A 20,348-nucleotide genomic window follows, 5' to 3' on the forward strand; every position below is an offset into this window, starting at 1 on the left:
AGAGGCTAATGGCTCACCACCCACGCTGGACAATGTCGCAAGTCACTGAGTTATTTAATAAACCATTTTTGGACCTGCTGTTTGAAGCGCAGCAGATCCATCGTCAGTACTTTGACCCGCGCCAGGTTCAGGTCAGCACGCTGCTGTCGATTAAAACCGGTGCCTGCCCGGAAGACTGCAAATACTGCCCGCAAAGCGCACGCTATAAAACCGGCCTTGAATCCGAACGCCTGATGGAAGTTGAACAGGTGCTGGAGTCGGCGCGACAGGCGAAACAAGCCGGTTCAACCCGCTTCTGCATGGGGGCGGCGTGGAAGAACCCTAACGACCGCGATATGCCGTATCTTGAGCAGATGGTGAAAGGGGTGAAAGCGCTGGGGCTGGAAGCCTGCATGACCCTCGGTACGCTCGACGATAGCCAGGCGCAGCGCCTGGCCGGCGCCGGTCTGGATTATTACAACCACAACCTTGATACCTCGCCGGAATTCTACGGCAATATCATCACCACCCGTACCTACCAGGAGCGCCTGGACACCCTCGACAAGGTGCGCGATGCCGGGATTAAAGTGTGCTCCGGCGGGATTGTCGGGCTTGGCGAAACGGTTAAAGACCGCGCCGGGCTGCTGCTGCAGCTGGCCAATCTGCCGACGCCGCCGGAAAGCGTGCCGATCAACATGCTGGTGAAGGTTAAAGGCACGCCGCTGGCGGACAACGACGACGTGGACGCCTTTGATTTTATCCGCACTATCGCCATTGCGCGCATCATGATGCCGACCTCGCACGTGCGTCTCTCCGCCGGGCGCGAACAGATGAACGAACAGACCCAGGCGATGTGCTTTATGGCCGGAGCGAACTCGATTTTCTACGGCTGCAAGCTGCTGACCACGCCAAACCCGGAAGAGGACAAAGACCTGCAGTTGTTCCGCAAGCTGGGGATTAACCCGCAGCAGACCGCGGTGCTGGAAGGCGATAACGCCCAGCAGCAGCGCCTGGAGCAGGCGCTGATGAATCCGGATACCGAGGAATATTACAACGCGGCGGCGCTATGAGCTGGCAGCACCGCATCGAGCTGGCGCTGGAGGAGCGGCGGGCGGCGGATGCCTTGCGCAGTCGCCTGCCGGTGACGCTGGGCGCAGGACGCTGGCTCAGCCGCGAAGGACGGCGCTGGCTCAATTTTTCCAGCAACGATTATCTTGGCCTCAGCCAGCATCCGGCTATTGTCAAAGCCTGGCAGCAGGGCGCGGAGCGCTACGGCGTCGGCAGCGGCGGCTCCGGTCACGTCAGCGGCTATAGCGAGGCGCACCGCGCGCTGGAGGAGCAGCTGGCCGACTGGCTGGGCTATCCGCGCGCGCTGCTGTTTATTTCCGGCTTTGCCGCGAACCAGGCGGTGATTGCCGCGCTGGCGGGCAAAGAGGATCGGATTGTCGCCGACCGTCTCAGCCACGCGTCGCTGCTGGAAGCCGCCAGCCTGAGTCCGGCGCAGCTGCGGCGCTTTCAGCACAATGACTGCCGCCATCTTGACGAGTTGCTGGCGAAACCGCTTACCGGCCAGCAGCTGGTGGTGACCGAAGGCATTTTTAGCATGGACGGCGATAGCGCGCCGCTGGCGGAGGTATGCCAGGCGGCGCGGGCCGCGGGCGCGCTTCTGCTGGTTGACGACGCGCACGGTATCGGCGCGCTCGGCGAAGAGGGGCGCGGCAGTTGCCATACGCAGCAGGTACGCCCGGATCTGCTTATCGTCACCTTCGGGAAAGCGTTTGGCGTCAGCGGCGCGGCGGTGCTGTGCAGCGAGGCGCTGGCGGATTATCTGCTGCAGTTTGCCCGCCATCTGATTTACAGCACCGCCATGCCCCCGGCGCAGGCGGTGGCGCTGAGCGCCGCGCTGGAGGTTATTCGCGGCGACGAGGGTCAGGCGCGGCGGGAAACGCTGGCCGGCCATATCGCCGACTTTCGCCGGGGAATGACCCGCTATCCCGGCGAACTCACCGATTCTGGCAGCGCGATTCAGCCGCTGATTGTCGGCGACAACGCCCGCGCGCTGCGGCTGGCCGCCCGCCTGCGCGAGGAAGGCTGCTGGGCGACGGCAATCCGCCCGCCGACGGTCCCCGTCGGCAGCGCGCGGCTGCGCCTGACGCTGACCGCCGCGCATAAATCCGCCGATATCGCCCGCCTGCTGGAGGTGCTGCATGACGGCGGTGAATAAGCGCGCCATCGCGGCGGCGTTTGGCCGCGCGGCGGGGCATTACACCCAGCACGACGAATTACAGCGTCTAAGCGCCTCTCTGCTGCTGGAACAGCTCGATATCAAGACCTTTCCTGAAGTGCTGGACGCGGGCTGCGGCCCCGGTAGCGTAAGCCGTTTCTGGCGCGATGCAGGGAGCCGGGTGACGGCGCTGGATCTTTCCGTCGACATGCTGGCGGAAGCCCGCCGCGGAAACTGCGCGCACCGCTACGTCGAGGGCGACATCGAAGCGCTCCCGCTGGCGGACGGCAGCGTTGACCTGGCGTGGAGCAACCTTGCGGTTCAGTGGTGCGACAATCTCGCTACCGCCATTGATGAGCTGTCCCGGGTGGTACGCCCCGGCGGGCGCGTCGCGTTTAGTACGCTGCTGTCTGGTTCATTGCCGGAGCTCAATCAGGCCTGGCGAGCCATCGATGCGCGGCCGCACGCCAACCGTTTTCTCAGCGAGCAGGCGGTGCATCAGGCGCTGGCCGGTCGCCGCGCCAGCGGTCACGTCCACGCCATCACGCTGCCGTTTGCCGACGCGCTCAGCGCGATGCGCTCGCTTAAAGGCATTGGCGCGACCCATCTACACCACGGGCGCGGCGCAGCTACGCTCAGCCGCGGCAAGCTGCGGCAGCTTCAGCTCGCCTGGCCGCAGCAGCAGGGCCAGTGTCCGCTGACGTATCATCTTTTCACAGGAGTTATCGAACGTGATTAAACGTTTTTTCGTTACCGGTACCGACACCGAAGTGGGTAAAACCGTCGCCAGCTGCGCTCTGCTGCAGGCGGCCAACCGCGAAGGATTTAAGAGCGCGGGCTACAAACCGGTGGCTTCCGGCAGCGAATATACGCCGCAGGGGCTGCGCAACGAGGATGCGCTGGCTTTACAGCGCAATAGCCGGGTGGCGCTACGCTACGAGCAGGTCAACCCGTTTACCTTTGCTGAGCCGACGTCACCGCATATTATCAGCGCTGAAGAAGGGAGGCCGATCGACGCCGCCGCGATCTCTACAGGCCTGCGCGGTCTGGAAGCGCTGTCTGACTGGCTGCTGGTGGAAGGGGCGGGGGGCTGGTTTACGCCGCTTTCGCAGACGCTGACCTTTGCCGATTGGGTACGGGAAGAGCGGCTGCCGGTGATTTTAGTGGTTGGCGTTAAGTTGGGGTGCATCAACCATGCGATGCTTACCGCTCAGGCGGTGCTTCAGGCCGGGCTGCCGCTGGCGGGTTGGATAGCCAATGATATCCAGCCGCCGGGCAGGCGCCACTCTGAGTATCTGGCGACGCTGAAGCGCGTACTGCCCGCGCCGTTGCTCGGCGAGATCCCGTGGCTGGCGAATGCGGTTCAGCGTGAGGATCTGGGGCAGTATCTCGACCTCAGCGCGCTGGATCGGGCGTCATCCACTTCGCCAGCAGCGGAGTATCCAGCTGGTTAACGTCGCCCTGAGCGACGCTGCGTCCGCAGTGCAGTAGACAGAAACGATCCGCCACCCGGCGAATAAACGGCAGATGCTGTTCGGCGATCAGCACCGTCAGGCCAATATCGCGGTTCAGGCGCATCAGTAAATCCCCGAGCTTGTGCAGGAAACGCTGGCCGCCGCCGCGCGAAGGCTCGTCGAGGATCAGCAGGCGCGGGCGGGTTATCAGCGCTCTCGCCAGCGCCAGCTGGTACTGGTCGTCGGCGGTCAGGGTAATCCCTTTACTTTGCCGCAGAGCGTACAGCTCGGGAAACAGATCGTAAATCTCTCCGGCGACCGCTGACGCCGGTTCGCCGCCCGCCGCGAGGGCGATATGCAGATTTTCCTCGACGCTCAGCTGCGAAAAGATCCGTTTATCCTGCGGGACGTAGCCAATGCCGATGGCGCTGCGCGACTGCGCGGAGAGCGGCATCAGGTCATAGGGCGCCGATCCGCCGTCCTGCCAGGTCATACTGCCGCTGGCCACCGGCAGATGGCCGGTAATGCAGTTGACGAGCGTGGTTTTACCCATCCCCTGAAGCCCCATTACGCAGGTGCATTTACCGGGCCTGAGCTCGAGGTCGACATTCCACAGCGTGTGCTGGCTTCCGTAATAGTGATTCACGGCACGTAGACTCAACATAGACGTTTTCTCCTTTCCTGGGATAGCAGGCGACAAGAAGATTCTGCAAATCTCTTGCCAGGAAAAAGAACTCTCGGTATTTGCTGGTCTATACAGGTGCTGCCGGGCGAAAGCGGATCGACCTTGCACTTTCCCGGTGCCCGCGCGCTGAAATGTGGTGCAAAAAATCTCGCTGTTCTTCGTCGATAAACAGCAAAAAAAATTCAATTAATTTTTTTCGCGACGGTTTTTGCCGAGGCGATCGGTTTTGTGCGGGTGGCACGGGTCATGGGCTGCAGACAGTTATCCACTATTCCTGTGGATAACCTTGTGCATTAGAGTTAGAAAACTTGCGGTAAGCTAGAGAGTACGCGGCCTGCGGGCGAATTGACGCGAAACCCGTCTTTTATTAAATTATATTAAATATCAATTGATTAGATAAAAGCAATGCCTGTAAGAAAAGTGTCACCGGCTGCCATAAAACATTCATCCTCTCGCTTGACAAATGTTAAATGACAATACTTTTTGGGGATAACCCTACAGAGTGGCGGATTATCCCGTAAAGCGCTTTTTATTTGCCCATGTTGGCGGTAAAAAGCGCGAATTAGCCCGGATACGATAATAGGGTACTGGCTTTATATCCAGTATTTTTTATTGGCAAAAGCTGAGCTGACGAGTAGAATTAAACACCTGCCATTCAACCCTTCTTCAGGTTCTGATTGATGAGTAAACCGTTCAAGCTGCATTCTGCTTTCCGTCCCTCCGGCGACCAGCCGGAAGCCATTCGTCGCCTGGAAGAGGGGCTGGAAGATGGCCTGGCGCATCAAACGCTACTCGGGGTAACCGGCTCAGGTAAAACGTTTACTATCGCCAACGTTATTGCTGACCTGCAGCGCCCGACGATGGTGCTGGCGCCGAACAAAACCCTGGCGGCGCAGCTTTACGGCGAGATGAAAGAGTTCTTCCCGGAGAACGCGGTGGAGTATTTCGTCTCCTACTACGACTACTACCAGCCGGAAGCCTACGTACCAAGCTCGGACACCTTCATCGAGAAAGATGCGTCGGTGAACGAACACATTGAACAGATGCGTCTGTCGGCGACCAAAGCCCTGCTGGAGCGTCGCGACGTGGTGGTGGTGGCGTCGGTCTCCGCTATTTACGGCCTGGGCGACCCGGACCTCTATCTGAAGATGATGCTGCACCTGACGGTGGGCATGATCATTGACCAGCGCGCTATCTTGCGCCGCCTGGCCGAGCTGCAGTATACCCGCAACGATCAGGCCTTCCAGCGCGGTACCTTCCGCGTGCGCGGCGAAGTGATTGATATCTTCCCGGCGGAATCTGACGACGTCGCGCTGCGCGTTGAGCTGTTCGATGAGGAAGTTGAGCGCCTGTCGCTATTCGATCCGCTGACCGGTCATATCGAGTCGACGATCCCGCGCTTCACCGTCTACCCGAAGACCCACTACGTCACCCCGCGCGAGCGCATCGTCCAGGCGATGGAAGAGATTAAAGTGGAACTGGCGGAGCGGCGTAAGGTGCTGCTGGAGAACAACAAGCTGCTGGAAGAGCAGCGTCTAAGCCAGCGTACGCAGTTCGACCTCGAAATGATGAACGAGCTGGGCTACTGTTCGGGGATTGAAAACTACTCGCGCTACCTGTCGGGCCGCGGCCCGGGCGAGCCGCCGCCGACGCTGTTTGACTACCTGCCGGCCGATGGTCTGCTGGTGATCGATGAATCCCACGTAACGATCCCGCAAATCGGCGGCATGTACCGCGGGGACCGGGCGCGTAAAGAGACGCTGGTGGAGTATGGTTTCCGTCTGCCGTCGGCGCTCGATAACCGGCCAATGAAGTTTGAAGAGTTTGAGGCCCTGGCGCCGCAAACGATCTACGTTTCGGCGACGCCGGGGGCCTATGAACTGGATAAATCCGGCGACGAGGTGGTGGACCAGGTTGTTCGCCCGACGGGGCTGCTGGATCCGATCATCGAGGTGCGTCCGGTAGGCACCCAGGTCGACGACCTGCTCTCGGAAATTCGCCTCCGCACCGCGATCAACGAGCGCGTGCTGGTCACGACGCTGACCAAACGGATGGCGGAAGATTTAACCGAATATCTGGAAGAGCACGGCGAGCGGGTTCGCTACCTGCACTCGGACATCGACACCGTGGAGCGCATGGAGATTATCCGCGACCTGCGCCTCGGCGAGTTTGACGTGCTGGTGGGCATCAACCTGCTGCGTGAAGGTTTGGATATGCCGGAAGTCTCGCTGGTGGCGATCCTGGACGCCGATAAAGAAGGCTTCCTGCGCTCTGAACGCTCGCTGATTCAGACCATTGGCCGCGCGGCGCGCAACATCAACGGTAAAGCGATTCTCTACGGCGATAAAATCACCCCGTCGATGGCGAAAGCGATCGGTGAAACCGAGCGCCGCCGTGAGAAGCAGCAGGCGTATAACGAAGAGCACGGCATTGTTCCGCAGGGGCTCAACAAGAAAGTGGTCGATATTCTGGCGCTCGGTCAGAATATCGCGAAAACCAAAACCAAGGGGCGCGGCAAGTCCCGCTCTCCGGTTGAGGCGGATACGGTCGCCCTCACGCCGAAGGCGCTTCAGCAGAAGATTCACGAACTGGAAGGGCAGATGATGCAGCACGCGCAGAACCTGGAGTTCGAAGAGGCGGCGCAAATTCGCGACCAGCTTCACCAGCTGCGCGAGCTGTTTATCGCCGCGTCGTAGCGGAGTTATCGCCGGGCCTTACGGTCTTCGGGGTGATGGACAGGATGTGTTTTTCGTAGGTCGGAAAATGCGTTAGCCGCCACCCGACAGAAAAGCGGGCACATGCGTCAAAACGAGGTGGCCAGAACGCTTTGGTTATTTATCGCCCCTCTGTCGTGATTTTCCGTAATGCTTAATGTTGGCTTAATCTTGTTTGGCGAAACTATCCTCACTTTACTGAGGATAGCGCCATGCAAAAATTAACCTTCCGCGAATACCTGGCAGTCACCTGCGCGTTTGTTATCGTCGTTGCCTTTTTCCATCAGTGGGTGCTGACGTTCTGACGCGAAGCTTTAGGGAAGAGTACCCAGGCGCGAACGCCGGGGCCGGGCTGACGGTTATGTAAAAAGAACTGCGCGTCGTGCAGCTGGGCGATGCGGGTGACGATGCTTAACCCAAGACCAATACCGCCGTAGCGGCTGTCCATGCGAACGAACGCTTTGCTTAATTCACCGCTTTTCGCCTCATCGATTCCCGGGCCTTCGTCTTCGACCGCCAGAATTGGCGTTGGGCCGGGCGCTATCGACACTTTAATCGTCGACCCCGTCGGGCTATAGCGATGGGCGTTTTCCACCAGATTGCGCAGGATCACCTGCACCAGCGTGGCGTCGCCCGAAACCACCGCTTCACCTTCTTTATCACTGAACACTAGCTTCTGCTGGCGCTGCTGCAGCATCGTCTCGAGCTCGTCCTGCAACGGCTCGAAAACATCCTCTTTTAGCGCAACCTGCTGATAGCTACCGGCGGAGAATGACTGGCCGACGCGCGCCAGCTGAAGCAGTTGAGTAATGCTGTTGGTCATTTGATCGAGACGCTGTATCAGCGGATCCACGTTAACGCCGTGCACTTTCGCCAGCAGCTCCAGGTGCAGCCGCAGCCCGGCCAGCGGCGTGCGCAGCTCATGGGCGACGTCGGCGGTAAACAGGCGCTCGCGATCGAGGGTTAAATTCAGGCGGGATACCAGCTGATTGATCGCGGTGGTCACTGCGGTCACTTCAGGAACCGATTCTTTCAGCGCGATAGGCTGCAGATTATCCGGGGTACGGCTTTCCAGCTCGAGCTGCAGTCGAGAAAGCGGCCTGGTGATTTTTTTAACCGCCAGCAGGGAAATATACAGCGCCAGGCCAATAATCAGCAGGCTCGGGATCAGCAGGCTGGCTACCGCTTCGCGAACCTCATGCTCAATATGCTTCTGATTGTTATGCCCTTCGATGGCGCTGGCGACCAGCAGCTGTATCTGTTCCTGGCTTTCATGCCACAGCCAGAACACGCTGATCAACTGGCACACCGCCAGGATTGCGCCAATTGTCAGCAGCAGCCGATGACGCATGGTCCAGTTTTCACTGACAAAAAAAGCCATAGCGTTATTCCGTCTCCGCGTTATCAACCAGCATATAGCCAAAGCCCCGGACGGTGCGGATGCGTGATTTGCCGACCTTATCGCGCAGATTATGGATATGCACCTCCAGCGTGTTGGTGGCCGGTTCGTTGTCCCAGCTGTAAATGTCGTTATAGAGAATTTCGCGATGCACCGGGCTGCCCGCCTTCATCATCAGACGAGAAAGCAGGGCGTACTCTTTGGGGGTTAAATCCAGAGACTGCTCGCCGAGCCAGACCAGCCGCCGGGTGACGTTCAGGCGTAAATTGCCGACGGTCAGTTCGTTATCGCCCTGATTGTTGTGACGACGCAGTAGGGCGCGAATACGGGCGTTAAGCTCTTCCAGCGCAAATGGCTTAACCAGGTAGTCATCCGCGCCGGTATCCAGACCGCTGATGCGGTCATCAACGGTATCACGGGCGGTGAGGATCAGCACCGGCTGGCTGAATTTTTCCCGCCGCATACGCGCCAGGAAGTGCAGGCCGTCCTCATCCGGCAGGCCGAGGTCGAGGACCACCAGGCTATAGTGATTGCTGGCCAGAGAGAGTGCGGCTTCGTGGGCGGTTGACACGCCGTCGCAGACGTAGCCCTCGCTTTGCATCGCCAGGATTAATCCCTGTAACAGGAGCGCATCGTCTTCAATGACTAAAATTTTCATCGGCCTGCCTCTCTACATGGCGTTAAAATATCGTCTGTTGCCTGGTACTCGCGGGTGCTGACCCCGAGCAGACCGAGCAGGGTGGAGAAGAGATTATCCTGCGAATACGCTTGCGTTTTCGCTTTCTGCTGCAAGCACTGGCTGGAGACGCCATAGCGCTGTTGATAATCCGCGGACAGCCACAGCAGCATCGGGACGTGTTTTTGCGTCTCCGGCGCGATGGACCACGGCAGCCCGTGCAAATATACCCCATCCTCGCCAAGCGACTCGCCGTGATCCGACAGATACACCAGGCTGGTGGTGAATTTATCCTGCTTTGACTGCAGTAATTTTATCGCTTTGTCGACCACATAATCGACATACAAAATCGTATTGTCGTAGGTATTGGTGAGCTGCTGCTGGGTACAGCTCTGAATTTCGTTGGTATCGCAGGTCGGCGTAAACTGTTTAAACTGCGCCGGATAGCGATTGTAGTAGGTCGGACCGTGGCTGCCGATGGTGTGCAGAACGATAATTCCGTCCTGCTGAAGATTGTCGATATAGCTATCCAAGCTATGGAATAGCACCTCATCGTAGCACTCGCCGTCGATGCACTGGCCGCTCAGCTTGAGATCGGTGACGTTCTGATGCGGCACCCGGTCACAGGCCCCTTTGCAGCCGCCGTCGTTATCATTCCACTGCACCTGAATTCCCGCCCGCTGCAGGATATCCAGCACGCCTTCCTGGTGGTGCGCCAGCTCTTCATCATAGTGGGCGCGTGGCATATTAGAGAACATGCACGGTACGGAAACCGCAGTCGCGGTGCCGCAAGAGGTCGTATCGGGGAAATAGATAACATTATCCTGTTTCAGGCGCGGGTTGGTCTCGCGGGCGTAGCCGTTCAGGGAAAAGTTGGCCGCCCTTGAGGTTTCGCCTAATACCACGATGGTCAGGTTTTTCCGCGGTCCGCTGCGCATCACCGGTTTCTGAACCGCGTCTTCGCCAATTTTGACCAGCGGAAGATTGTCCATTCTGTTATGCGCATACCATGAATTCACCGCCACAATGCTGTTTGACGGGCTCAGGGACTTCACCAGCTCTTTGTTATTGCGAAACAGCGAGGCGTAATCCTTATAAAAAAATGCCGCGACCAGAATAATCAGCAGCGCTGAAACCACGATGCTCGCCAGCCGTATCGCCACGCTGCGCCACAGGGTTGCCGGTTTGCGGATTTTAACCCACCAGGCCGCGACCACCGCCAGAACGCCGGTGAGACCCAGTATCAAGACCATTCTGCCGGAGAGAAGCGCAAAGCTTTCGGCGGGCGTGGTATCGAGGATATTGGTGATCATCGCCCGATCGATAATCACCCCGAAGGTCCAGATAAAATATTGGGCCGAAGCGCTAAGCAAAATAAACAGGCTGATGACGAGGCGGTCAAGCTTCAGGAACGACGCTATCGTGGTGATGATATTCATCACGCTGATGGCCACAATCGGCATACTGAGGAACACCAGCCAGTTGTGCAGACCGTTGACCGGCAGCAGGGTAAACGCCTGGCGATAGAAAGCGATATTCAGCACCAGACCGATATAGCTGGCGAAAAGAATCAAATAGACCGTACGGTTAAGCATTGGCCGGCGTAAAGAAAATAACGACATAGCGAACGTCCACATAAAGAGATGTTCGCTATGCTGCCCGTTTTTTTTTAAGACAACCTTAAGATTTTAAGCCAGCCTGATTGTGTCCCGACAATAAGCCTGCTTTGAGGATTAGCCTAAGGCCTGAATCGCTTTATCCAGCGCGCGGCGTAATAGCTGCCGATCGTGACGATAGGGCACATCGCTGGCGTCCAGGGGCGTCTGAATGACGACCCGATTTTCAATCCCTGCGATATCGGCCTTCGGGCCGACCACCAGCGCGTCAATCACCCGTTTACCGATCTGCTGTTCCATAATGGCGACTCTGTCCGCCAGCGTCAGGCTGGCTGCCGGGCTGTGCTCTTTGCCCAGATTATCGATAAACACCATCGGCGCGGGCGTGCGGCGTAGCGCCTGCGCCATCTCATCGAGCAGCAGAATCGGCATCAGGCTGGTATAGAAACTGCCGGGGCCAATCAGAATTAAGTCGGCTTCGGCGATGGCTTCTATCGCTTCGCGGGTGGTGGGGACCGGCGGCGAGAGCATAAGCTCGCGCGGCACGCTGGCAAGCTGATCGATATTCACTTCGCCGTAGACTTCGTGCCCTTCGTGGTCAATGGCCATCAGATCGACCGGTTGTTCCGACATCGGGATCAGAAACGCGTCAACCTTAAGGAGATTTCTGATCAAATTGATCGCTTCAAGCGGCCGGACGCTCAGGTGATCCAGCGCCTTAAGCATTAAATTTCCGAGGTTATGCCCGGAAAGTTCGCCGTTGCCGCTAAAACGGTACTCAAACATCGCCGACGCCACGCTGGGTTCAGCGATAAGTTGATTAATACAGTTGCGCATATCGCCCCAGGCGATGCCGCCTTCCGCGCGACGAATGCGTCCCGTAGAGCCGCCGTTATCGGTGGTGGTGACGATGCCGGTAAGGCGTGAACCGAGCGAAGAGAGGGATGACATCACCCGGCCCAGCCCGTGCCCGCCACCGAGAGCCACAACGCGATCAAGATCGGCGAAAGTACGATTGCGCATAAAAATCCCTTATAACAATTAATCGGGCTCACAGTAACCGATCTACCCCTAAAAGACGATGGGCGGGACCTGACAAACTGACCGACATCAATGCAAAAGCGTGGTTTTTAGCTATTCTGTAGCGAAAATGCGCGATCGTAGCGATATGTAATTGAATATATAACGAAATCGGAAATGGCGAAACCGTTATGAAAGCGCTACTATCGGCATAACCCGTTAACACTCTAGCCTCTGTGCCTGTGTCAAAAGATATGGTGCTTTGGCCGTGACAACTTCGGTTGTCACCAGGGCGTGGAAAGAAATGACCGCGTCTCCCGTATTTGGAAAGGTGTCTATGGCTTCACAGCTTACCGATGCATATGCGCGGAAGTTTTACTATCTGCGCTTATCAATTACCGACGTCTGCAACTTTCGTTGCACCTACTGCCTGCCCGATGGCTATAAGCCCGGCGCCGTCACCAATAAAGGCTTCCTCAGCGTCGATGAGGTCCGTCACGTCACCCGCGCGTTCTCCGCCCTGGGGACGGAAAAGGTGCGCCTGACCGGCGGTGAGCCTTCGCTGCGTCGCGATTTTACCGACATCATCGCCGCCGTGCGGGAAAATCCCTCCATTCGCCAGATTGCGGTCACCACCAACGGCTACCGGCTGGCGCGGGATGTTGAAAGCTGGCGCGATGCCGGGCTGACGGCGATTAACGTCAGCGTGGACAGCCTCGATGCGCGTCAGTTTCACGCCATCACCGGCCAGGACAAGTTTCGTCAGGTGATGGACGGCATCGATGCCGCCTTTGCCGCTGGCTTCGAAAAAGTGAAGGTCAATACCGTGCTGATGCGCGACGTTAACCATCACCAGCTCGACACCTTTCTGGCGTGGATCCAGCCGCGCCGCATTCAGCTGCGTTTTATTGAATTGATGGAAACCGGCGAAGGCAGCGATCTGTTTCGCCGCCATCACATTTCGGGCATGGTGCTGCGCGATGAGCTGCTGCGCCGCGGCTGGATCCATCAGATCCGCCAGCGTAGCGACGGCCCGGCGCAGGTGTTTTGCCATCCGGACTATGCCGGGGAAATCGGCCTGATCATGCCTTATGAAAAAGATTTCTGCGCCACCTGCAACCGCCTGCGCGTCTCTTCCGTGGGTAAATTGCACCTGTGCCTGTTCGGCGAAGGCGGCGTCGACCTGCGCGATCTGCTCGCCGATGAGCGGCAGCAGTCGGCGCTGGAGGCGAGAATTTCCGAGGCGTTAACGCACAAAAAGCAAACTCATTTCCTGCATCAGGGCAACACCGGTATTACGCAGAACCTGTCGTATATCGGCGGATAATTCATTTTAAGGAGCGATCAGATGAGCCAGGCCAGCGCTGAGTTTATCCCGACCCGTATTGCTATTCTCACCGTCTCCAGCCGACGCGGCGAAGAGGACGACACCTCCGGCCACTGGCTGCGCGATGCGGCAGAGGAGGCGGGCCACGTCATCGTCGATAAGGCGATTGTTAAAGAGAACCGCTACGCCATTCGCGCCCAGGTGTCGGCGTGGATTGCCGGCGATGAGGCGCAGGTGGTGCTGATTACCGGCGGCACCGGCTTTACCGACGGCGACCAGGCGCCGGAAGCGCTGCTGCCGCTGTTTGACCGTGAGGTCGAAGGCTTCGGCGAGGTGTTCCGCATGCTCTCCTTCGAAGAGATCGGCACCTCGACCCTGCAGTCCCGCGCCGTTGCCGGGGTCGCCAACCGTACGCTGATTTTTGCGATGCCTGGCTCAACCAAAGCCTGTCGTACCGCATGGGACAATATTATTGCGCCGCAGCTCGATGCGCGTACGCGCCCGTGCAACTTTATCTCTCACCTTAAGAAGTAATTTATGTCACAGCTGACCCATATTAACGCCGCCGGCGAAGCGCACATGGTCGATGTCTCGGCGAAAGCGGAGACGGTTCGCGAAGCGCGCGCCGAGGCCTATGTTGAGATGCAGGCCAAGACGCTGGCGATGATTATCGACGGCAGCCATCACAAAGGCGACGTCTTCGCTACCGCGCGCATCGCCGGGATCCAGGCGGCAAAACGCACCTGGGAGCTTATTCCGCTGTGCCATCCGCTGATGCTGAGCAAAGTCGAAGTCCATCTGCAGGCGCAGCCCGAGCATAACCGGGTGCGCATCGAATCCCTGTGCCGCCTGACCGGGAAAACCGGCGTCGAAATGGAAGCATTGACCGCCGCCTCAGTCGCCGCGCTGACGATTTACGATATGTGCAAAGCGGTACAGAAAGATATGGTGATTGGTCCGGTGCGCCTGCTGGCGAAAAGCGGCGGCAAGTCCGGCGATTTTAAAGTGGAAGATAGCCATGATTAAGGTCCTTTTTTTTGCTCAGGTGCGCGAACTGCTCGGCACCGATTCCCTGACGCTCGATTCGCACGGGCTTTCCACGGTTGAAGCCGTTCGCCAGCAGCTGATCGCCCGCGGCGACCGCTGGGCGCTGGCGCTGGAGGAGGGCAAGCTACTGGCGGCGGTAAACCAGACGCTGACGACGTTTGATCATCCGCTGGCGGCCGGCGATGAAGTGGCGTTTTTCCCGCCGGTCACCGGAGGATAAGATGACGCAGACGCGTATTATCGTTAGCCACGACCGCTTTAAGGTCGGCGACGAATATCCCTGGCTGGCCGAGCGCGATGAAGACGGCGCGGTGGTGACCTTTACCGGCAAGGTTCGCAACCACAACCTTGGCGACAGCGTCAAAGCGCTGACTCTTGAGCACTATCCGGGGATGACCGAAAAATCGCTGGCGGAAATCGTTGAGCTGGCGCGCGAGCGCTGGCCGCTGGGGCGGGTCACGGTGATTCACCGTATCGGCGAAATGTGGCCCGGAGAAGAGATTGTCTTTGTCGGCGTCACCAGCGTCCATCGCGGCAGCGCGTTTGCGGCGGGGGAGTTTATTATGGATTACCTGAAAACCCGCGCGCCGTTCTGGAAGCGCGAAGCGACGCCGGAAGGCGAGCGCTGGGTCGATGCGCGAGATAGCGACCGCAGGGCGGCAGAACGCTGGTAGTGTGGTACGCTTAGAAGATAAATTTCGTTAATCAGGAGACAGTCATGGACAGATATCCTCGTTCCGGGGCGATCGTACAGGGTCGCAGCGGACTTCAAACTTATATGGCGCAGGTGTACGGCTGGATGACGGTCGGGCTACTGCTCACGGCGTTTATCGCGTGGTTTGCGGCCAATACTCCTGCGGTGATGATGTTCGTCTTTTCCAGCAAAATAACCTTTTTCGGCCTGATCATCGCCCAACTGGGGCTGGTATTCGTGCTCTCCGGCATGGTGCAGCGGCTGAGCGCAGGGATGGCGACCACCCTGTTTATGCTCTATTCGGCGCTCACCGGGCTCACGCTTTCCAGCATTTTCATCGTCTATACCTACTCGTCGATCGCCAGTACTTTCGTGGTGGCCGGCGGGATGTTTGGCGCGATGAGCCTTTACGGCTACACCACCAAACGCGATCTGAGCGGCTTCGGCAATATGCTGTTTATGGCGCTGATTGGTATCCTGCTGGCGTCGCTGGTTAACTTCTGGCTGAAGAGCGAAGCGCTGATGTGGGCAGTGACCTACATCGGGGTGATCGTATTTGTCGGCCTGACCGCCTATGACACCCAGAAGCTGAAAAACATCGGCGAGCAGATTGACGTTCGCGATGCGTCAACGCTGCGCAAATACTCGATTCTTGGGGCGCTGACGCTGTATCTGGACTTTATCAACCTGTTCCTGATGCTGCTGCGCATTTTCGGCAACCGTCGTTAACTCGTTCCCGGGTGGCGGCGCGATGCGCCTTATCCGCGCTACCGGCTCGCAGACAGCGGTGAACTTGTGGCCCGGTCAGCGAAGCGCCACCGGGAAAGTTCATCAACGGAAAAGTGGATAAAATAGCGGCAGATATCCACGATATCGACCAAACCGCAGCCCCGGTCAGCATCCGCGACCGGGGCTTTTTTTACTCTTCTCCCGCCAGCTTGCGCTGGTTTTTCTCCCGCAGATGCTTCGCCCGGCTCTCCAGAATTAAGTAGCCGATGGTCGCCAGCAGCAGCGGCAGGAAGTAGTACAGCGCGCGGTAGGCGAGCAGGGCGGCGATAATCGCGCCGCGCGAAATCTCTTCTCCGGAAAGCATGGCGATAAACACCGCCTCAAGCACGCCAATGCCTGCCGGAATATGCACGATAACCCCCGCAATGCTGCTCACCAGCAGTACCCCGAGCACGAGAAAATAGTCCACCTGAGGCCCCAACAGTAGCCAGATAATCGCCCCCATCGCCATCCAGTTCAGGCTGGAAACCGCCATCTGCAATATCGCGAAGCGCCAGGAAGGCAGAACCAGCCGCTGGCCTTTTATCGTCAGATGGCGCTTTTTAGCAAAGGCGCAGGCCCACAGGTAAAACGCGGAAATCAGCAGCAAAACGACGCCCAGAATTTGCAGCGACGGCTGGCTGATATACCAGCGCTCGGGAACCTTCACCATGCCGGAGCTAAAAATAATGCCGCCGAGCAGGATATACCCCAGCCAGTTGGTGGTAATGCTCAGGGAGAAGATACGGGTAATGGTCGCCCCGCTCAGCCCCAGACGCGAGTAGAGCCGATAGCGCATACCAATGCCGCCTACCCAGGTGCTGAGCGTCAGGTTAAAGGCGTAGCAGATAAAAGACACCAGCATCACCTGGCGTTTAGCCAGCTTGTGGCCGCAGTAGGCGCGCCCCAGCAGATCGTAGCAGCCATAGATCAGGTAGCTGGCGATAACCAACCCGATGGCGCTGAGCAGCGCCGTACGGTTGTAATCGCGAATCACTTTCCACACGTCCTGCCAGTCAATTTTCTGGGCGTAGACCACCAGCAGAACGACGACGGCGATAAAAAAGAGCACCGTCAGGATTTTTTTCGCCATCCGCCAGCGAGGGTGAGATTTCGCCATCAGGATTTCACCTCCTGATTTTCCGGGTCTACGCGATCCTGAGTTTCAATTTCTGGCTGTACCGGGGGCTGAACCCGCGACAGCAGTGGCGTATGGGCCGGTAGCCATCCGACCCAGGCAGGGAAGTGGCGCAGGAAGTGGAACGCCAGCACGCTAATGCCGAGCCGCCACCAGGTGCGTTTCGACAAAATGCGCTTATCGACCTCGCGGCAGTCGTTAAGGATTAAGCCATTGAGATTATCGCGCAGCGTCTGGTTAAATTCGCGGTCGTGAATCACCAGGTTGGCTTCCAGATTCAGCGACAGGCTGAGCGGGTCGAGGTTGCTGGAACCGACGGTGGCCCAGTGGTCGTCCGCCAGCGCCACTTTGCCGTGCAGCGGACGGCGGCGGTATTCGAAAATCTGCACGCCGCCTTTCACCAGATAGTGATAGAGCAGGCGCGCGCCGAATTTGACAATCGGAATATCCGGTTCGCCCTGCACGATAAGCTTGACGCGCACGCCGCGGCGGGCCGCGTTGCGCATGGCGTGCAGCAGGCGATAGCCGGGGAAAAAGTAGGCGTTGGCGATAATCACTTCCCGGCGGGCGGTGGTCAGCATTTTCAGATAGTGACGCTCAATATCGTCGCGATGATCCTGATTATCCCGCCAGATAAACAGCGCCTGGGCCTCGCCGGGGTTGCGGTTGATTTCAGGCTTATGCCGACGCCGCTGCCACCAGCGGCGGGTCGCCTCATTGGTAGGCAGGTTTTCCAGTTCAAATTGCAGGATATCGAGCACCACCGGCCCTTCTACCTGCACGGCATAATCCTGTTTGGCTTCCGGGCCGTAATCGGTCATATGCTCGGCGGAGTAGTTAATTCCGCCGACGAAGGCGGTAACGTCGTCGATCACCACGATTTTACGATGCATGCGGCGAAACAAATTGGTGCGCATACCGAGCAGTCGCGGGCGCGGGTCGTAGTAGCGAAAAATCACGCCAGCCGACGTCAGCTCGCCCACAAAGCTTTCGCTTAAATCCGGCGAGCCGTAGCCGTCCAGTAATACCTCGACGCGCACGCCGCGCTGGGCCGCTTTTAACAGAACGGCATGGAGCTGTTTGCCGACGTCATCTTCAAACCAGATAAAGGATTCGAGGATCACCCGCTGCTGCGCGCGACCAATGGCAGCAAACAGCGCCGGATAATAGTTATCGCCATTTTCTAATAGCCGAATGCGGTTTCCTTCCTGCCAGCTGCATTTCACAGATGTATCTCCACGCTAAGCGGTGCATGATCGGACAAATGACGCCACTGTTTTAACGCCAGCGTTTTAGGCTGGCTGGCATGGGCGTTTTTTACGTAGATGCGGTCGAGGCGCAGCAGGGGGAAGCTGACCGGGAAAGTCCGCGCCGGACGCCCTCTGGCGCGGGTAAAAATCTCCTCCAGCCCGGCCTGGGCTTTAAGCTGCCGGTTAGCCTGCTGCCGCCAGTCGTTAAAATCACCGGCCACCACCACCGGTTCGCCCGCGGGTAAACCGTTCACCCACTCCGCCAGCATCGTCAGCTGGGCCTGGCGTTGATGAGCGCGCAGCCCCAGGTGCACGCAGAATAAATGGATAGCGATTCCGCTTTCCGGCGGCACGATGCGGCAGTAGAGCAGGCCGCGCTTTTCGCTGTTGCCCACCGAAACATCGAGATTTTGATAATGTTCAATGGGAAAACGAGAAAGCACCGCGTTGCCGTGATGTCCTTCCGGGTAAACGGCGTTGCGGCCGTAGGCGTAATCGCTCCACATGGTATCGGCGAGAAACTCATAGTGGGTGGTATCCGGCCAGTTTTCGATATGCAGCGGATGAATTTCGTGCGCCCCCATCACCTCCTGCAGGCAAACAATGTCGGCGCTGACGCTGCGCACCGCTTCGCGTAATTCGGGCAAAATAAAGCGGCGATTGAACGCAGTAAAGCCTTTATGGGTGTTAATTGTCAGCACGTTTAACGAAAATCGCGGCATTTGTTCGTCCTTATTTCTCTGGGCAATGTCACTTTCCTGTAGGAAATAGTGTAGTAGAGGTCACAAAAAGATGCGGTGATACGGAATTTTCCGTAAAGTGCGGTACTCTGAGTAGCAGAGAAAAATCCTTCAGGAGAGAAGCCATGAAGTGGCAACAACGTGTACGCGTCGCAACGGGTCTTAGTTGCTGGCAGATTATGTTGCATCTACTGGTCGTGGCAGTACTGGTGATGGGTTGGATGAGCGGCGCGCTGGTGCGCGTCGGATTAGGTTTGTGCGTGCTGTACGGCGTCACGTTAGTGTCGATGCTGTTTTTGCAGCGCCATCACGATGAGCGCTGGCGCGACGTCGGTGATTTCCTTGAGGAACTCACCACCACCTGGTACTTCGGCACCGCGGTGATCGTGCTGTGGCTGCTGTCGCGCGTACTGCACAATAACCTGCTGCTGGCCCTCGCCGGGCTGGCGATACTGGCCGGTCCGGCGGTGGTATCACTGCTGGCGAAAGATAAAAAACTACGCGATCTTTCTTCGGAACATCGCATACGCCGCTGAGCCGGTGGTGGCCGCTATGACCAGTAGCGGCCACAAACTCCCCCACACGATTGCCAGACTCGCATCCTTCAGATAGATCTGCTTGGTGATATCGGTGAAATGACGAATCGGGTTTACCCACGTCAGGTTCTGTAGCCATACCGGCATATTCTCCACCGGCGAAACGTAGCCGGAGAGCAAAATCGCCGGCATCATAAAGACGAATACGCCGATAAACGCCTGCTGCTGCGTGGAGCACAGCGACGAAATCAACAGGCCGAATCCTACCAGCGACAGGCCGTAAACGATCATCGTGAAGTAAAACAGCAGCAATGAGCCGGCAAACGGAATTTGATAGGCCCAGATGCCAATCCCCAGCACGATGGTTGCCTGCAGGGTGGCGACGATCAGCGCCGGGACCGCTTTACCGATAAAGATTTGCCAGGTTGCCAGCGGCGACACCAGCAGCTGGTCGAGCGTGCCCTGTTCGCGCTCGCGGGCAACGGAGAGCGAGGTGACGATCATGACGCCGATGGTGGTGATCATGGCGATCAGCGACGGTACCACGAACCATTTGTAATCGAGATTCGGGTTATACCAGTTGCGCACCACCAGCTCGCTATTGTTCGGTTTGGCTTTACCTTCCAGCAGGTCCTGCTGATAGCTTTTGACGATCTGCTGGAGATAGTTCGCGGCAATTTGCGCGCTGTTAGAGTTGCGCCCGTCCAGCAAAAGCTGGAGCGGGGCGGTCTGGTTGGTGTCGAGGTTGCGCGAAAAATCCGCCGGGAAACGCACGACCAACAGGGCTTTTTGTTCATCGATGGTGGGTCGTATTTCCTGCGGGCTTTTCAGTAGCAGAACGTGGGTGAAGGCTTTGGCGCGGGCGAAGCGCTGGGTCAGCTCCACGGCGTGCTTGCCGTTGTCTTCGTTATAGATGGCGATGGTGGCGTTCGTTACCTCCAGCGTGGCGGCAAAGGGGAACAGCAGTACCTGGATCAGTACCGGCATAATCAAAATCGCCCGCGTCTGCGGTTCGCGCAACAGCGACTGCAGCTCTTTGCGGATTAATGTCCATAAGCGATGAAACATCGTATATTCTCTC

21 protein-coding genes and 1 riboswitch are annotated in these 20,348 nt (G+C 58.1%); of the genes, 12 read left to right on the forward strand and 9 right to left on the reverse strand.

Going from position 1 to position 20,348, the window contains the following annotated elements; genetic code table 11:
- The first annotated feature begins 8 nt into the window (after positions 1–8).
- The 4 genes from bioB to bioD are packed head-to-tail and all read left to right on the forward strand — an operon-like array spanning position 9 to position 3,657.
- Positions 9–1,049 (forward strand): biotin synthase BioB, encoded by a 1,041-nt coding sequence (gene bioB / locus BWI76_RS08760; RefSeq protein WP_004132455.1) that lies wholly within the window; start codon positions 9–11, stop codon positions 1,047–1,049.
- On the forward strand, positions 1,046–2,203 hold the full coding sequence (gene bioF, locus BWI76_RS08765; protein WP_064371852.1) for an 8-amino-7-oxononanoate synthase: 1,158 nt from the start codon (positions 1,046–1,048) through the stop codon (positions 2,201–2,203). The genes bioB and bioF overlap by 4 nt, the downstream gene beginning before the upstream one ends.
- Positions 2,187–2,942, forward strand: a complete 756-nt coding sequence (gene bioC / locus BWI76_RS08770) for a malonyl-ACP O-methyltransferase BioC (RefSeq protein ID WP_004135268.1) — start codon at positions 2,187–2,189, stop codon at positions 2,940–2,942. The genes bioF and bioC overlap by 17 nt, the downstream gene beginning before the upstream one ends.
- Entirely contained in the window at positions 2,935–3,657 is a 723-nt protein-coding gene (gene bioD / locus BWI76_RS08775; protein WP_004135266.1) for a dethiobiotin synthase, read from the forward strand. Before bioC ends, bioD begins: the two co-directional genes overlap by 8 nt.
- Here the strand turns inward: bioD and BWI76_RS08780 are convergent.
- Positions 3,599–4,321 carry an ABC transporter ATP-binding protein gene (locus tag BWI76_RS08780; protein ID WP_004135264.1) on the reverse strand — a complete coding sequence of 241 codons (723 nt, stop codon included), beginning with the start codon at positions 4,319–4,321 and terminating at the stop codon, positions 3,599–3,601. The two genes, bioD and BWI76_RS08780, sit on opposite strands and share 59 nt — an antisense overlap.
- A 701-nt stretch (positions 4,322–5,022) precedes the next feature.
- Here BWI76_RS08780 and uvrB point away from each other — a divergent pair.
- Positions 5,023–7,038, forward strand: coding sequence for an excinuclease ABC subunit UvrB (uvrB, locus tag BWI76_RS08785; RefSeq protein WP_004135262.1), 2,016 nt, complete (start codon positions 5,023–5,025; stop codon positions 7,036–7,038).
- 301 nt (positions 7,039–7,339) lie between these two features.
- On the opposite strand, the gene pmrB is transcribed toward uvrB, so the two are convergent.
- The 4 genes from pmrB to yvcK all read right to left on the reverse strand — a co-directional run bounded on the left by pmrB (position 7,340) and on the right by yvcK (position 11,770).
- Complete coding sequence (pmrB, locus tag BWI76_RS08790; protein WP_004135260.1) at positions 7,340–8,437, reverse strand: two-component system sensor histidine kinase PmrB; 1,098 nt, start codon at positions 8,435–8,437, stop codon at positions 7,340–7,342.
- 4 nt (positions 8,438–8,441) lie between these two features.
- Positions 8,442–9,113 carry a two-component system response regulator PmrA gene (gene pmrA / locus BWI76_RS08795; RefSeq protein ID WP_004135258.1) on the reverse strand — a complete coding sequence of 224 codons (672 nt, stop codon included), beginning with the start codon at positions 9,111–9,113 and terminating at the stop codon, positions 8,442–8,444.
- Positions 9,110–10,753, reverse strand: a complete 1,644-nt coding sequence (gene eptA / locus BWI76_RS08800; protein ID WP_064371851.1) for a phosphoethanolamine transferase EptA — start codon at positions 10,751–10,753, stop codon at positions 9,110–9,112. The genes pmrA and eptA overlap by 4 nt, the downstream gene beginning before the upstream one ends.
- A 111-nt stretch (positions 10,754–10,864) precedes the next feature.
- Entirely contained in the window at positions 10,865–11,770 is a 906-nt protein-coding gene (yvcK, locus tag BWI76_RS08805; protein ID WP_004135255.1) for a uridine diphosphate-N-acetylglucosamine-binding protein YvcK, read from the reverse strand.
- 208 nt (positions 11,771–11,978) lie between these two features.
- A riboswitch (molybdenum cofactor riboswitch) is annotated at positions 11,979–12,117 on the forward strand.
- Between yvcK and moaA the strand changes: the two genes are divergently transcribed.
- The 6 genes from moaA (at position 12,105) to BWI76_RS08840 (ending at position 15,564) form a co-directional block, all read left to right on the forward strand.
- Positions 12,105–13,094: a GTP 3',8-cyclase MoaA gene (gene moaA, locus BWI76_RS08815; protein ID WP_004135253.1), complete on the forward strand. Its 990-nt coding sequence runs from the start codon at positions 12,105–12,107 to the stop codon at positions 13,092–13,094. Its footprint overlaps the riboswitch before it by 13 nt.
- Before the next feature lie 21 nt (positions 13,095–13,115).
- Positions 13,116–13,628, forward strand: coding sequence for a molybdenum cofactor biosynthesis protein B (gene moaB, locus BWI76_RS08820; protein ID WP_004135251.1), 513 nt, complete (start codon positions 13,116–13,118; stop codon positions 13,626–13,628).
- A gap of 3 nt (positions 13,629–13,631) precedes the next feature.
- On the forward strand, positions 13,632–14,120 hold the full coding sequence (gene moaC, locus BWI76_RS08825; protein ID WP_004135249.1) for a cyclic pyranopterin monophosphate synthase MoaC: 489 nt from the start codon (positions 13,632–13,634) through the stop codon (positions 14,118–14,120).
- Positions 14,113–14,361 (forward strand): molybdopterin synthase sulfur carrier subunit, encoded by a 249-nt coding sequence (moaD, locus tag BWI76_RS08830; protein ID WP_004135247.1) that lies wholly within the window; start codon positions 14,113–14,115, stop codon positions 14,359–14,361. The genes moaC and moaD overlap by 8 nt, the downstream gene beginning before the upstream one ends.
- A 1-nt stretch (position 14,362) precedes the next feature.
- The gene (gene moaE / locus BWI76_RS08835) at positions 14,363–14,815 is read left to right on the forward strand and encodes a molybdopterin synthase catalytic subunit MoaE (RefSeq protein ID WP_004135245.1); all 453 of its coding nucleotides are present in this window, start codon (positions 14,363–14,365) and stop codon (positions 14,813–14,815) included.
- A gap of 44 nt (positions 14,816–14,859) precedes the next feature.
- Positions 14,860–15,564, forward strand: coding sequence for a Bax inhibitor-1 family protein (locus tag BWI76_RS08840; protein ID WP_004135244.1), 705 nt, complete (start codon positions 14,860–14,862; stop codon positions 15,562–15,564).
- Positions 15,565–15,754: 190 nt separating this feature from the next.
- On the opposite strand, the gene BWI76_RS08845 is transcribed toward BWI76_RS08840, so the two are convergent.
- Genes BWI76_RS08845 through BWI76_RS08855 form a run of 3 tightly spaced genes read right to left on the reverse strand, consistent with a single transcriptional unit; the run spans position 15,755 to position 18,713 of the window.
- Entirely contained in the window at positions 15,755–16,723 is a 969-nt protein-coding gene (locus tag BWI76_RS08845) for a lysylphosphatidylglycerol synthase transmembrane domain-containing protein (protein ID WP_004135242.1), read from the reverse strand.
- Positions 16,723–17,967, reverse strand: a complete 1,245-nt coding sequence (gene clsB, locus BWI76_RS08850) for a cardiolipin synthase ClsB (protein ID WP_004135240.1) — start codon at positions 17,965–17,967, stop codon at positions 16,723–16,725. Before clsB ends, BWI76_RS08845 begins: the two co-directional genes overlap by 1 nt.
- Positions 17,964–18,713 (reverse strand): endonuclease/exonuclease/phosphatase family protein, encoded by a 750-nt coding sequence (locus BWI76_RS08855; protein ID WP_004135238.1) that lies wholly within the window; start codon positions 18,711–18,713, stop codon positions 17,964–17,966. Before BWI76_RS08855 ends, clsB begins: the two co-directional genes overlap by 4 nt.
- A gap of 143 nt (positions 18,714–18,856) precedes the next feature.
- On the opposite strand from BWI76_RS08855, the gene BWI76_RS08860 reads away from it, so the two are divergent.
- Complete coding sequence (locus BWI76_RS08860; protein ID WP_004135236.1) at positions 18,857–19,267, forward strand: YbhQ family protein; 411 nt, start codon at positions 18,857–18,859, stop codon at positions 19,265–19,267.
- Here the strand turns inward: BWI76_RS08860 and BWI76_RS08865 are convergent.
- Positions 19,229–20,335: an ABC transporter permease gene (locus BWI76_RS08865; protein WP_004135234.1), complete on the reverse strand. Its 1,107-nt coding sequence runs from the start codon at positions 20,333–20,335 to the stop codon at positions 19,229–19,231. The two genes, BWI76_RS08860 and BWI76_RS08865, sit on opposite strands and share 39 nt — an antisense overlap.
- Positions 20,336–20,348: the final 13 nt, after the last annotated feature.

This window comes from Klebsiella sp. M5al (genome assembly GCF_002090195.1).
GTDB classification, from domain to species: Bacteria; Pseudomonadota; Gammaproteobacteria; order Enterobacterales; family Enterobacteriaceae; genus Klebsiella; species Klebsiella grimontii.